The organism is Bradyrhizobium sp. PSBB068, from assembly GCA_016839165.1.
In the GTDB taxonomy this organism is placed as follows: domain Bacteria; phylum Pseudomonadota; class Alphaproteobacteria; order Rhizobiales; family Xanthobacteraceae; genus Bradyrhizobium.
Map to the genome: position 1 here is coordinate 434,463 of CP069300.1, position 12,755 is coordinate 447,217.

Here is a 12,755-nt window from a genome sequence, read left to right on the forward strand (position 1 = left end):
CTATGGTCCGGCTAGTCGCCCCCATGGGGTCGACCTCAAGCAATTGAGATCGCGGGCGTAGTTCAATGGTAGAACGGCAGCTTCCCAAGCTGCATACGAGGGTTCGATTCCCTTCGCCCGCTCCAGCCCTCAGGCGAAATTGCACGAGACGGTTTTGTCGGCGAGGCGATATATTTCGCGGCCATAGCGGGAGATTTTACGTGAGGTTGCCTGGAGCGCTGTTGCTCGCGCTGAGCGCGCTTTGCATGACGAAGCCGGCATCGGCACAAACCTATGATCCTCGCTATCCCGTCTGCATGCATGTGTACGGCGAGCTGATCGGCGAACGAATGGACTGCATCTTCACGTCGCTGGAGCAGTGCCAGGCGGCAGCCGTAGGGAATCCGGCAACTTGCCTGATCAATCCGTTTTACGCGCCAAGGCCAACGCGTCCGGGCAGGCCTGAACGCTGACCTTTCCATTCATGCACGCGGGCTTGCCGATCTCCGCGCCGCAATCGCGATCCGGATTCCTGACCCGGCAGTTCCGCAAGACGCGCCACGCACGACGGTCCCGGGATATTGCGGCGATCTGTTCACGCAACGTGCGCGCCTAACGCATTGTACCCGACCTGTTCTTCTCACAACGCGCAGTTATGTTTCCGTAGTTCTCCGTCTTTGAGAACGGAGTTCCGCCGGAACTCGGGAGCGGCCGGCAAGTGCCCGCGGTTGCGTCGTTCTTTGGCGGCGATCAGCGCCAGCCCATCGCCGGCGCGACGTGAGTCAGGATGCTCTCGATCACATGCGCGTTGTAGGCGACGCCGAGTTGATTGGGGACGGTCAGCAGCAACGTGTCGGCCTCTGCGATCGCCTCATCCGTCTTGAGCTGCTCGATCAGTTTGTCCGGCTCGGCGGCGTAGCCGCGGCCGAAGATCGCGCGCGTCCGCTCGTCGATGAAGCCGATCTGGTCTTCCTCCTGCCCGTTGCCGAAATAGGCGCGGTCGCGATCGTCGACCAGCGCGAAGATGCTGCGGCTCACCGAGACCCGCGGCTCGCTTGTGTGGCCGGCCTCTTTCCAGGCAGCACGGTACGCCCGGATCTGTGCAGCCTGCTGGATGTGGAAGGCCTCTCCGGTCTCGTCGCTCTTCAGCGTCGAGCTCTGCAGGTTCATGCGGAGCTTCGCGGCCCAGACCGCGGTCGCGTTCGAGCCGGCGCCCCACCAGATGCGTTCGCGCAGGCCTTGCGAGAGCGGTTCGAGCCGCAGCAGGCCGGGCGGATTGGGAAACATCGGCCGCGGATTCGGCTGCGCAAAGCCTTCACCGCGCAACAGGTCGAGGAAGATCTCGGCATGGCGCCGGCCCATGTCGGCGTCGGTCTGGCCCTCGCCCGGCTGGTAGCCGAAATAGCGCCAGCCATCGATCACCTGTTCGGGCGAGCCGCGGCTAATGCCGAGCTGCAGGCGCCCGCCCGCGATCAGGTCGGCCGCGCCGGCGTCCTCGATCATGTACATCGGATTTTCGTAGCGCATATCGATCACGGCGGTGCCGATCTCGATCCGGCTGGTCTTGGCGCCGACCGCCGCCAGCAGCGGGAAGGGCGAGGCGAGCTGCCGGGCGAAGTGATGGACGCGAAAATACGCGCCGTCAGCGCCGAGCTGTTCGGCGGCCACCGCAAGGTCGATGGATTGCAGGAGCACGTCCGCGGCCGAGCGGGCCTGGGATTGCGGCGAGGGCGTCCAGTGCCCGAACGAAAGGAATCCGATTTTCTTCATGTCGGCAATGTAGGCATGTCCGGCGCGAATTGCGATCCGTGGCGCGATCCCGGCATGACTGAAAGTCAGCCGGGCATGACTGAAACTCATCCAAGGATAGTGGAATGTGTTTACCAGCCGCGCGAATATCCGCGGCAGATGCTGCGGGTTTTGCGGATCGTGCCATTGCCCGGGTGCTGCATGCGTGCAGGTCCTGCCGCCTGCGCTGTTGTGCGGCTTGCGATTGCGGGACGCGCTGCCTAGCTTTCGGCCGCCATTCTCCCCGCCACCACGCGTCCGCAGGTCCCGATGTCGCAGCCGTTTCTGTTTCAGCCGATCACGCTTCGCGGCGTGACCTCCCGAAACCGCATCCTGATTTCACCGATGTGCCAGTATTCGGCGACCGACGGCCTCGCCAATGACTGGCACCTTGTTCATCTTGGCAAGTTTGCCCAGGGCGGCGCCGGGCTCGTGATGGTCGAGGCCGCGGCGGTCGCGGCCGAGGGCCGCATCACCCATGGCGATGTCGGTATCTGGAACGACGAGCAGATCGCGCCGCTCGAGCGCATCGCGGCCTTCCTGAAGGACAACGGCGCCGTGCCCGCGATCCAGCTCGCGCATGCCGGCCGCAAGGCCAGCATGCAGCGTCCCTGGTACGGCAATGCCGCGCTCGACGAGGCCGATCGCGCCCGCGGCGATCTGCCGTGGCGGACAGTGGCGCCGAGCGCGATCCCGATGGAGGAGGGCTGGCTGATGCCGCGCGCGCTCGATGTGGCCGAGCTCGCCGCGTTGCGCGAACAATGGCGGCGCGCCACCTTGCGCGCGGTGGAGGCCGGCTTCGAATTCGTCGAGGTGCATTGCGCGCATGGTTATCTGCTGCACGAATTCCTTTCGCCCTTGTCGAACCGCCGCAGCGACGCCTATGGCGGCGACCGCGCCGGGCGGATGCGCTATCCGCTCGAGGTCATCGAGACCGTGCGCGCCGCCTGGCCCGCGGAGCGGCCGCTGGCGGTGCGGATCTCCTCGGTCGATGGCGTCGAGGGCGGCCTGACGCTCGAGGACCAGATCGCGTTCGCGCGCGAAGCCAAGGCGCGCGGCGCCGATCTGATCGATTGTTCGTCGGGCGGCCTGCTCGGTTCGGCGACGGCGGCGCGGATTCCGCGCGGCTATGGCTTCCAGGTGCCCTATGCGGACGAGATCCGGCGCGCCGCCGAAATCGCCACCATCGCGGTCGGACTGATCCTGCATCCGCAGCAGGCGGAAGACGTGCTGGCCAATGGCCAGGCCGATCTGGTCGCGATCGGCCGCGAGGCGCTGTTCGATCCGAACTGGCCGCTGCACGCCGAGCTTGCGCTGGGCGGCGGAGGCGGCGAGGTGTTCGCGTCCTGGCCCAGGCAGTATGGTTGGTGGCTGGAGCGGCGCGAGCCCGGCCTGCGCAGGCTCGAAGGTCCGCCGCTGCCATACCGCGGCGTTTGACGAGAACAGCTGACAACAAACTTGGGAGGTCGTCTTATGCCAACAATCGCAAAGCGTCCCTATCGCGGCGTCTTCCCGGTGGCGCCGACCATCTTCGATGTCAACGGCAACCTCGACCTCGACGGACAGCGGCGCTGCATCGATTTCATGATCGATGCCGGCTCGCACGGCATCTGCATCCTCGCCAACTTCTCCGAGCAGTTCGTGCTCACCGATGCCGAGCGCGAGACCGTGATGCATACGGTGCTCGAGCACGTCGCGGGCCGCATCCCCGTCATCGTCACCACCACGCATTTCTCCTCGGCGGTGTGCGCCGCGCGCAGCCGCGAGGCGGAGACCGCCGGTGCCGCGATGGTGATGATCATGCCGCCCTATCATGGCGCGACCTTCCGCGTCGGCGAGCCGGCGATCTATGAGTTCTATCGGGTGGTCTCGGATGCGATCGGCATCCCGATCATGATCCAGGACGCGCCGGTCGCGGGCACGCCGCTCTCGGTCGATTTCCTGGCGCGGATGGCGAAGGAGCTCGCCAATGTCAGATACTTCAAGATCGAGGTGCCGATGGCTGCCAACAAGCTGCGCGGCCTGATCGAGAAGGGCGGCAGCGTGATCGAGGGGCCGTGGGACGGCGAGGAGGCGATCACGCTGATGGCCGATCTCGATGCCGGCGCGACCGGCGCGATGACCGGCGGCGGCTATCCCGACGGCATCCGCCAGATCATGGATCCGTTCCTCGCCGGCCGCCGCGACGAGGCGGTGCAGGCCTATGCGCGCTGGCTGCCGCTGATCAATTACGAGAACCGGCAATGCGGGTTGCAGGCTTGCAAGGTGCTGATGCGCGAGGGCGGCGTCATCAAGTCGGACGCGGTCCGGCACCCGCTGCAACCGCTGCATCCGGCCACCCGCGCCGGACTGATTGAGATCGCGCGCACGCTCGATCCGGTCGTGCTGCGCTGGGGGCGCTGAGCCGCACCGGCTGTTGCGTCCGGGTCGTCGCTCCGGCTGCATTCACATAACCGTCAACAACGGTATCTACCGTTCCGATCCGGTACGGGGGAGCGGGGAATTCTCCCTCGCGGGTGGTTACGTCTGACCGGTCAGGCAGCGGATGATCGAAACCTTCCGGGTTGGCCGTTATGCGATGCGCTACGGCCATTTCGTGCCGCGGCTTTACAACTATTGCCGGTCGCTCGGCTTTGAGCGGCAGCGTATGCTGCCGTCACGCGCCTTCTGCTCCGACGAGAGCCAGGGCTATCCGGTCATGCTGCTGGCCCAGCATTTCGGGACGTTTCCGTTCGACCACGGGCGGGTCGGCGGCAAGGTCGCGATCAACCGCCACGGGCCCTATGCCCATCACGGCGAGGACCTGGTGCTGATCCAGGCCAGCCATGTCGGCTACAATCCCGATGACGGCCGCTTCGGCGTCTATCAGCGCCATCGCACCGAAGGCTGCCGGTTCGGAGATTGCTGCGGCAAGCTCTGCGGCGTGCTGCGCTGGTACGAGGACGAATACGCGCATGCCTGCCGGCAGGTGCAGTGCGGCCGGCTCGATGGCGAGCCGGTGTTCCAGATCGACAATCAATATCTCGACGACAGCCGCAGCGAAGGCGTCTTTCTGCGGCTCGACCGCATGGTCGAGACGCCGCCGCAACCGTTGACCGTGCTGAGCACGTCCAAGGTCTTTCGCGCAGGCCATTCGATCCGCGAACGGTTGGGCGAAGCCTGCTTTGGCGAGACGCCGGCGCCGATCGGGACGGCGCTGTCACCCGAACTGTTTCACTTCCGCCGTGCGCTGGCCGAAGGTCCCGAGGGCCATGACCTTCTCGAGGCGGCGCTCGCGCCGGTCATGCCGGCCCTGGTGACGTCGCCGCATCCTGCGCTGGATGCCGCCCGCTTCGTCACCCAGGCCGAGTTCGACCGCACCTATCGGAGCATCCTGCGCGAGCCGGCGTTTGCCACCAAGAACGTCCTGTTTGTCTCCGGCCTGAACATCGACGTCTCGCCGCGCGAGGGATTCCCGTTCCCGTTCACCAAATTCGTGCCCTGGGCGGCCTATGCCCGGCTGTGCGACGGCCGCTCGTTCCTGCTCGAGCAGGAGCAGCTGGTCGAGACGCTCCGCCGGATGCCCGGCGAAAATCCGGATTGCCTGTCGTTCGACGGCACGATCGAGCAGATGACCACCGCGCCGGAAATCCGCATTCCGATCGGCTGATGGATATGACGACGCTTCCCGCCCTGCGTACCCCCGCTCCCCTCAGGCCACGCCTCGAGCGTCTTGAATTCGCAGACCGTGAGCGGGGTCTGACCCGACGTCACTTCATGCTCGGCTGTCTCGGTCTGGCGGCAAGCCAAATGGTTCGCCTGATCGACAGGCTGCAGCAACTGCCGCTGCTGCGCATTCGCTTCCCCTGACGGCATCGCGGCGAGCGCATCTTATTGAATCGCTTTGGCCGTGCGCTCGGTTCACCTCTCCCCATTTGGGGAGAGGTCGATTTGCGAAGCAAATCGGGTGAGGGGCCGCAGCTCCCACGAGGGACCGTAGACCCTCACCCGGCGCTACGCGCCGACCTCTCCCAAGGGAGAGGTGAACCTCCGCCGTCGATCCAGGTTCAACTTAATCCCGTCATGCGCTACAGCCAGCGCGAGACCGAGAAGATCAGCAGCCCGACGAGCCCTCCGACGACGGTGCCGTTGATCCGGATGAATTGCAGATCGCGCCCGACCTGCATTTCGATCCGCATGATCAGCGTTTCGGTGTCCCAGTTTTCGACCACCTTGCGGATGAAGGCCGCGATCTCCTGGCGCCGCGATGCGACGGCGCGCAGCGCGGCGACGCGAAGCCAGCGGTTGATACGGTCGCGCATCTCGGCATCGTCCCGGACCCGGGCGGCAACCGACGTGAGGGCGGTTTCGATCGCGTCCGCAATCGCGGCCGAGGTCGCTGCGGAATTCAGCCGCATCTCGATGGCGTGCCACATCGCGTCGATCTGTCCGATCACGGCGGGATTGTCGAGCATCTGCTGCTTCAGCTCCTCGCCCCTGGCGAGGTATTCGGGATCGGTGGCGAGCCGGTCGATCAGGCGCTCGATCTCGGCCTTGAGCTCGACGCGCCAGGGATGGTTCGGCTCGCGCATCTCGTCGAGCGTCTGGCTGACGCCGGAGATGACGCGGTCGGCCACCATGCCGTCGACCCATTTCGGAACGAACCGGTACGAGCGCTGCGAGACCTTCTTGCGGATCGTCTCCTTGTTGTTGGCGAGCGCCACGCTCGCCGATGTGATCAATCGCTCCACCAGCGCCTGGGCGTTGCCATGCGCCCATAATAGCGCCAGCACCCGCGAAGCGAGCGGGGCCGCCGGAACCGCCGCGATGCCCTGCCGAGTGCGGCGGGTCAGAAAGGCGTTGATCTCGGCGCTCGGCGTCGCCTGCAGGGCCTGATGGACCGCCGAGACCGTGCGTTGGGCCGCGCTGCGGGCATGCGTCGGCCGCTCGATCCATTGCGCCGTCCAGCCGGCGATGTCGACGTCTCGGATGCGATCGCCGACCACGCGGGGCGACAGGAAATTGTTGGCGATGAAGCGGCCGAGCGCGACCGCGATGCGTTGCTTGCTCTGCGGAACGATCGCGGTGTGCGGGATCGGGATGCCGAGCGGATGACGGAACAGCGCGACGACGGCGAACCAGTCGGCGCAGGCGCCGATCATGCCGGCTTCGGCGAAAGCGCGCGGATAGGCCAGCCACGGCCAGTGCGGCTGCGCCATCGAGGTCGCCAGAAATACCAGCAGCATGAACACGAGCAAACCCGTGGCCAGCGTGCGCATGCGGCGAAGGTCGCGCAGCCTGGTGTCCTCAGGCGGAAGCACGGCGCCGATGTCCAATTGCTGCCAAACGCCTCATACCGTCGCGACGCCGCGCCGCGGCCCGAGCCCGGCTGCGATCGCCGCATAGTGTTGTCGAACGCCCGCGCTGCCGTGCAGCCGCTCCAGCCGGCGCACGGTGAAGTGACCTTTCGCGATCTTCTGGAAATGGTCCATGAAGATGACGTTGACGGTTGCGCCGAACGCTGCGCCGATGATCGGCACCGCGCCGGCCGCCGCCTTGTCCGAGACCACCAGCCCGAACCGGGAGACGATTTCGCTGACCAGGTTGGAGATCACCGGGGCGGAGGCATCCACCGCGCCGCGCTCCAGGATGTAGGCGGCGGCGTCGCTGGTGTATTTGCTGATCAGCGCGCGGGCGGCGTAGTAGCCGATGTCGAGATTCTCGTCGGTTCGCTTGGTGCCGTAGGCGAACACTTCGAGGCAGGCGAGCCTGGCCTCGATCCGGGAGAGGTCCTCGCCCTGGTGCCGCGCGATCTCGGCGATCGCGCGCAGCATCAACGTCGTGGTCAGAGGCAGCTCGACCGCGAGCGCACCGAAGCCGAGCAGGCCGCTCACGCCACCGGTCACGCCGGCGAGAAACGATGAAAAGGTGACCGCGGGTGCGGGCGGCGGCTTCTCGTCGAGCGTATCGACGGCGACTTCCAGCCCCTTCATCACCGCCGTGCGCACCAGTCCGCTGAGCTGGCGGTTGGCGGCTTTCGGCAGCAGGCCCAGGACCCGGTTGACGGGGATGCCGGCATAGTCGGCGATCCTTGCCGCGAGGTTGGAGCTCTCCAGCGTCCTGACTGCGGCTTGTAGTGCGGCGTGATCGCCGGGAGGAAGCAGGACGAGCTGGGTGACATCCTGGCTCATTGATAGCGCAGAATTGGCCGGATGCCGTTGAGGCTCGCCAGGATCGCCGAGCCGTTGCTGATGATGGCGGTCACCTCGGGCGTGATCAGGCCGCCCGGCAGGGCCAGTCCGAGCGCCAGCGTGTTGAGCGCGGCGACGATCGCGTAGTTCTGCTTGATGAGGCTGACCGCGCCTTGCGAGATCTCGACCGCCTTGACGAGCTTCCACAGCGAATCTTCCATCAGGATGACGTCGGCGGATTCGTGCGTGACTTCGGCGCCGTGCTTCATGGCGATTCCGACATCGGCGAAGCTGAGCGCCGGCGAATCGTTGATGCCGTCGCCGACCATGGCGACCCGGCGGCCCTGGCGCTGCAGCTCCTGGATGACGCCGGCCTTGTCGGCCGGCAGCATGTCCGCGAAGTGCTCGGTGAGCCCCAGCCGGTTGCAGACGGCCCGCGCCACGACGGCATTGTCGCCGGTCAGCATGATGCTGTTCTTGACGCCCAGCTCATGCAGCCGCTGGATCACCGGACGGCTCTCCTCGCGGATCTCGTCAGAGTAAGGCACGAGGCCCGCGAGCTTGCCGTCCACGGCGATGTAGAGGCTCGAATAGCCGCGCTCGTCGAGCGCCGCGCGATCATGCACCGCGGCGTCGACGATGATCTCGCTCTGGCGCATGAAGCGCTGATTGCCGACATGGACATAGTAGCCGTTGACCTGGCCCTCGACGCCGAGGCCGAGACGGTAGGTGGTCTCGTTGCACGGCGGGATGTTGACGGCGAGCTGGCGGGCGCGGCTGCGCAACGCCTCGGCGACCGGATGTTGCAGCTTGGTCTCGGCCGCCGCGGCGAGCCCGAGCAGGTGGTTCGGCGTGATGTACTTCTGATAGGAGATCACATCGATGACCGCCGGCGTGCCGTGGGTCAGTGTGCCGGTCTTGTCGAACACCATGGTGTCGATCCCGGCGAGCTTCTCCATGTGGCCGCCGCTCTTGATGATCATGCCGGTGCGGGCGGCCAGCGTCATCGAGGACAGCACGGATGTAGGGGCGGCGACGCGAATGCCGGTGCCGTAGTCGACGATGACGAGCGAGAGGAAGCGATTGAAGTCGCCGGAGACCATGGCGGTGCCGGTGGCGAGCGCCAGGGTCGGGGTGACGAGCCGGTCGGCGAAGCGTTCGGCATGGTTCTGCATGCGGGTGTCGCCGATCGGCGCGGATTCGATCAACCGCACGATCTGGCCGGCGGTGGTCGCCGTCCCGACGCGCAAGGCACGCAACGTGATCTGGCCCTCGCGGATGACGGTAGCGGCGAAGGCCGCTTCGCCCTTGCCGCGATGCACCGGCAGGCCCTCGCCGGTGATCGTCTTCTGGTCGATGGTGGCGGAGCCGTCGATGATCTCGCCGTCGACCGGGATCATCTCGCCGGGATACACCACGACGATGTCGCCGTTCTTGAGCTCGGCGGCGGGAATCGACACCACCTCGCCGTCGCGCAGCAGCCAGGCCGTCTTCGACTGGAATTCGAGCAGCTCGTTGATCGCCCGTCGCGAGCCCGCAGCGGTCAGGTCGCGGATCCAGTCGCCGAGCTTGATCAGCCAGGTGACGATGCAGCCGGCCAGCGGGTTGCCCTGGAGCACCGACGCGCTGATCGCGAGCGTATCGAGCACGTCGATGTTCAGCCGGCTCTCGTTCGCCCAGACCTTCCAGGCGCGCTTGGCGATCGGGATCGCATTCCAGAGCATCAGCGGCATGTTGATCGCCGTGATCACCGGATTGGCGCTCAAAGCCATGAACAGGGACAGCGTCGGCAACGCCAGGGGCGAACGCTTCGAGACCTCCGGGACGCTGGCGCGTTGCGCGCCCGCATCCTGCGCGGCGCCGGCGCCCAGCGCCTTGAGGTCGGCCAGGCTCATGCGCTTGAAGCTGTTCAGCAGCAACAGCAGTCTTTGCTCGTGAGCCGGATCGTATTCCAGCACGAGGCTCGCGCAGTCGTAGTTGATCCGCGCGGTCCTGATGCCGTCCTGCGCCCGCAGCCAGCCGAGGCAGATCTCGCCCAGCTTGCGATTTTGGCCGAGCGCGGGAATGCTCAGACGGATGCGCCCTGGCATGGAGTGGCAGAAGCGGAAGTCCATGGATTACGCTCTCGCCCCTGGCGGATCAGGCCGTCGCGCCTGCCGGCTCCGCCTGCTCGGCGTCACGCATGTTGGCCTGGATCATGTGGTTGAGGGCAAACACTGCCAGCGTGACCCAAACCGGCGTCGCCGCGGTGGCGCCGACCTCGAAGATGGTGAAGCCGGCGATGCCGGCTGCCAGCACGATCTTCAGATCGATCACGTTCCCGGTGGAGACCTTGATCCCGTTGTCGAAGTCCTTGAAGAAGTCGACAATGACCCTGGCCGTGTGCGAATGCTCGGCGAGATACTCGGCTTCCTGTTCGATCTTGTTCGCCAGCGCGTCAATTTCATTGGTCGGCGGCTTGTAGTGACCGCCGGTGTGATGCTGCAGCCGGCCGTGAAACTCGTCATGCCGGTCGGTGTCGTAGTGCAGCACGATGCTGCCGGTCGCCGGGTTGACCAGGACTTCCTCGATGCCGGGAATGACGCTGAAGGTCTGCTTGATCTGTTCAAGAAGCTCGGGGTTCTCCTTGGCCGACGGCACCTTCATGCGAATCCGGCCCGGAACCTGATGCGCAATCTGCAGCTTCATCTTGGTCATCGCATTCCTCTCACAGCGTTCCAACGCCGGCGCGGGGACGCGAATGATGCCGTCGTCAAATTGCCTGCAGCGCCGGCGTCGCAAGGTTGATCACCGGCGCGCTTCGCCGTCTTGTGTCTGCCCGTCCGGCCCGTTCAGGCCGCAGGCGACGCCCGGCCGTCTGCCGCCGTCTTGCTTTCCGGCGCCTTGCTCTCGGCCTTCACTTCGGCAACGATGTCGTTGACCTGCTCATGGGCCTCGGCAAACATCTCGCGCGACTTCTGGGCGAACTTGTAGGTGCCGCGAACGGTGGACTTGAACAGCGGATTGAGTGCGCCCGCCAGCTTCGGCAGGTACTTCGGCGCCGCGACTGCGGCAACGCCGAGTGCAAGTCCCGGCAGCAAGGCAGCTTCGAACACCGCAGCACCGACAGCCACCACCGCGACGACCGCAACCGTCTTGTTGATGCCGCCACCCTCCTCGGACTCCTGCTCGGGGGCCTCGTTGTGGAAGGCGGTATCGTGACTGCTACCATTGTGGTTCGGGTTCATCGGAAATCCCTTGTGACCGCTCAACTAACTGCAGTTTCACCAATAACGGCGGATTGAAATGGATTCATGACAGTTTGATTACAGTCGTCCGACCGGCTGCGGCGGCACGGTGTCGCAGCGCAGCAAGACGCGCAATTGCGGGTCGAGAGAGCATCCAAAGCGGCCGCCCAAGCCGCGTGTTTCTGTGTCTTTGTTTATCTATGCTGCTGTTTTGAAACAATAAATGGCTGGTGCTTTCGGCGCGCTCTACCGGTCCCACGTCACCGGCAGATCCAGCAGGCCGCGGAACGCCCAGCCGCCGATCCGCGGCGGCCGGTCCTCGATCAGGCGCAGGTTCGTCAGCCTGGTGAAGATCGCGGGCAGCGCGACGTCGGCGACCATGGCGCGCGAGGCCCAGGCGCCGGCGCAGAAATGCGGGCCGGCGCCGAACGCGATGCTCTTGCTGGCGTCGCGGCGGATGTCGAAGCGGTCGGGCTCGCTGAAATGCTTCTCGTCGCGGTTCGCCGAGCCGAACATCAGGAATACGCGTTCGTTGGTTTCGAATGCGACATCCCGGATCGTCCAGGGTTTGGCGATCCGCCGCGGCGACATCCCGATCGGCGAGATCCAGCGCGCATATTCCTCGAACACCTGCAGCCACGGGATCGCGCCATCAGTCGCCAGCGCCAGCTGATCGGGATGGGTCAGCAGCGCCCACACGGTGCCTGCGATCGCATCACGCGGCTCGTTCTGGCCGCCCGAGATCGCAAGCTTGATGTTGGCGCGCACGCTCGCCATCGGCATGTCGGTCTGCAGCAGCACGCCGAGCAGGCTGAGGTCGGGGGCCTTGCGCAGCCTTGGAGCCATCTCGTCGATCGCGGCGTCGATGCCCGAGGTCGCGGCATGGCAGCGCGCCTCGATCGCGGGATCGCCGACGTAGTTCGCGATGCCGTCGATCATGCCCTGCGACCACGCGTTCATGTCCTGGAAGCGCATGTTGGTGAGGCCGGTGATCGATTTCAGGCACTCAGCCGAGAACGGCAGCGCGAAGGCCTGCACGAAATCGACGACGCCGTCCGGCTTCAGTTCGTCGAGGATGCGCGTCGCGTGTCCGGCGAACTGCGCGGTCCAGTGCGATTTGACGGTCTTCGGTGAGATCGTCGGGAAGATCGCCTTGCGCTCGTTCATGTGCGCGTCGCCGTCCTTGCGCATCATGTTATGGCCCATCAGCCTGTTCATCAGCCCCTCGGGCTGGTGCGACGAGAACACGTCGATCTGCTTCTCGCAGATGAAGATGTCGTCGCGGTTGCACAGCAGCGTGCTGCCGAGCTGCGGCACGAACGCGATCGGCGCTTGTTTGCGCATGCGCGCCAAGGTCGGATAGGGGTCCTGCCAGAAGGCGGGGACGTCGATGTCGAAATGGGGAGCGGTGCTCACGGTGTATGGCCTCAGGTTCTCAACGAGCATAATCCGCCATGCCCATCCGGTCTGTCCCCATGATTTGGGACACACACCGTCATCGCCCGACTTGATCGGGCGATCCAGTATTCCAGAGGCAGTCATTGTCGATTGAGAGGCCGCGGCGTACTGGATTCCCCGCTTTCGCGGGGAA

Annotated in this window: 12 protein-coding genes and 1 tRNA gene; 6 read left to right on the forward strand and 7 right to left on the reverse strand. The window is 65.7% G+C overall.

Going from position 1 to position 12,755, the window contains the following annotated elements; all coding sequences use genetic code 11:
* Positions 1–51 precede the first annotated feature (51 nt).
* Positions 52–125: transfer RNA gene (locus tag JQ507_02000), tRNA-Gly, on the forward strand.
* Positions 126–221: 96 nt separating this feature from the next.
* Positions 222–452 (forward strand): DUF3551 domain-containing protein, encoded by a 231-nt coding sequence (locus tag JQ507_02005; GenBank protein QRI70341.1) that lies wholly within the window; start codon positions 222–224, stop codon positions 450–452.
* Between the two features lie 277 nt (positions 453–729).
* Here JQ507_02005 and JQ507_02010 read toward each other — a convergent pair whose 3' ends face one another.
* The gene (locus tag JQ507_02010) at positions 730–1,749 is read right to left on the reverse strand and encodes an LLM class flavin-dependent oxidoreductase (GenBank protein ID QRI70342.1); all 1,020 of its coding nucleotides are present in this window, start codon (positions 1,747–1,749) and stop codon (positions 730–732) included.
* A 288-nt stretch (positions 1,750–2,037) separates the two neighbouring features.
* On the opposite strand from JQ507_02010, the gene JQ507_02015 reads away from it, so the two are divergent.
* From JQ507_02015 to JQ507_02030, 4 genes are all read left to right on the forward strand, one after another.
* Entirely contained in the window at positions 2,038–3,204 is a 1,167-nt protein-coding gene (locus tag JQ507_02015; protein QRI70343.1) for an NADH:flavin oxidoreductase/NADH oxidase, read from the forward strand.
* A 36-nt stretch (positions 3,205–3,240) separates the two neighbouring features.
* Positions 3,241–4,170, forward strand: coding sequence for a dihydrodipicolinate synthase family protein (locus tag JQ507_02020; GenBank protein QRI70344.1), 930 nt, complete (start codon positions 3,241–3,243; stop codon positions 4,168–4,170).
* A 142-nt stretch (positions 4,171–4,312) separates the two neighbouring features.
* The gene (locus tag JQ507_02025) at positions 4,313–5,416 is read left to right on the forward strand and encodes a hypothetical protein (GenBank protein ID QRI70345.1); all 1,104 of its coding nucleotides are present in this window, start codon (positions 4,313–4,315) and stop codon (positions 5,414–5,416) included.
* Positions 5,416–5,616 carry a hypothetical protein gene (locus JQ507_02030; protein ID QRI70346.1) on the forward strand — a complete coding sequence of 67 codons (201 nt, stop codon included), beginning with the start codon at positions 5,416–5,418 and terminating at the stop codon, positions 5,614–5,616. The genes JQ507_02025 and JQ507_02030 overlap by 1 nt, the downstream gene beginning before the upstream one ends.
* Positions 5,617–5,834: 218 nt before the next feature.
* On the opposite strand, the gene JQ507_02035 is transcribed toward JQ507_02030, so the two are convergent.
* The 6 genes from JQ507_02035 to JQ507_02060 all read right to left on the reverse strand — a co-directional run bounded on the left by JQ507_02035 (position 5,835) and on the right by JQ507_02060 (position 12,580).
* Entirely contained in the window at positions 5,835–7,067 is a 1,233-nt protein-coding gene (locus JQ507_02035) for a DUF445 domain-containing protein (GenBank protein ID QRI70347.1), read from the reverse strand.
* Positions 7,068–7,097: 30 nt separating this feature from the next.
* On the reverse strand, positions 7,098–7,937 hold the full coding sequence (locus JQ507_02040; protein QRI70348.1) for an EcsC family protein: 840 nt from the start codon (positions 7,935–7,937) through the stop codon (positions 7,098–7,100).
* On the reverse strand, positions 7,934–10,051 hold the full coding sequence (locus JQ507_02045; GenBank protein QRI70349.1) for a heavy metal translocating P-type ATPase: 2,118 nt from the start codon (positions 10,049–10,051) through the stop codon (positions 7,934–7,936). The genes JQ507_02040 and JQ507_02045 overlap by 4 nt, the downstream gene beginning before the upstream one ends.
* A 25-nt stretch (positions 10,052–10,076) precedes the next feature.
* Positions 10,077–10,634: a hypothetical protein gene (locus tag JQ507_02050; protein ID QRI70350.1), complete on the reverse strand. Its 558-nt coding sequence runs from the start codon at positions 10,632–10,634 to the stop codon at positions 10,077–10,079.
* Positions 10,635–10,768: 134 nt separating this feature from the next.
* On the reverse strand, positions 10,769–11,164 hold the full coding sequence (locus tag JQ507_02055; protein ID QRI70351.1) for a DUF5132 domain-containing protein: 396 nt from the start codon (positions 11,162–11,164) through the stop codon (positions 10,769–10,771).
* Positions 11,165–11,410: 246 nt separating this feature from the next.
* Positions 11,411–12,580, reverse strand: a complete 1,170-nt coding sequence (locus JQ507_02060) for a cytochrome P450 (GenBank protein QRI70352.1) — start codon at positions 12,578–12,580, stop codon at positions 11,411–11,413.
* Positions 12,581–12,755 lie beyond the last annotated feature (175 nt).

Excerpts from the sequence above, each read along its gene's own strand:
- JQ507_02010 (QRI70342.1), bottom strand. The coding sequence starts at position 1,749 with ATGAAGAAAATCGGATTCCTTTCGTTCGGGCACTGGACGCCCTCGCCG.
- JQ507_02015 (QRI70343.1), top strand. The coding sequence starts at position 2,038 with ATGTCGCAGCCGTTTCTGTTTCAGCCGATCACGCTTCGCGGCGTGACC.
- JQ507_02020 (QRI70344.1), top strand. The coding sequence starts at position 3,241 with ATGCCAACAATCGCAAAGCGTCCCTATCGCGGCGTCTTCCCGGTGGCG.
- JQ507_02025 (QRI70345.1), top strand. The coding sequence starts at position 4,313 with ATGATCGAAACCTTCCGGGTTGGCCGTTATGCGATGCGCTACGGCCAT.
- JQ507_02030 (QRI70346.1), top strand. The coding sequence starts at position 5,416 with ATGGATATGACGACGCTTCCCGCCCTGCGTACCCCCGCTCCCCTCAGG.
- JQ507_02040 (QRI70348.1), bottom strand. The coding sequence starts at position 7,937 with ATGAGCCAGGATGTCACCCAGCTCGTCCTGCTTCCTCCCGGCGATCAC.
- JQ507_02045 (QRI70349.1), bottom strand. The coding sequence starts at position 10,051 with ATGGACTTCCGCTTCTGCCACTCCATGCCAGGGCGCATCCGTCTGAGC.
- JQ507_02050 (QRI70350.1), bottom strand. The coding sequence starts at position 10,634 with ATGACCAAGATGAAGCTGCAGATTGCGCATCAGGTTCCGGGCCGGATT.
- JQ507_02055 (QRI70351.1), bottom strand. The coding sequence starts at position 11,164 with ATGAACCCGAACCACAATGGTAGCAGTCACGATACCGCCTTCCACAAC.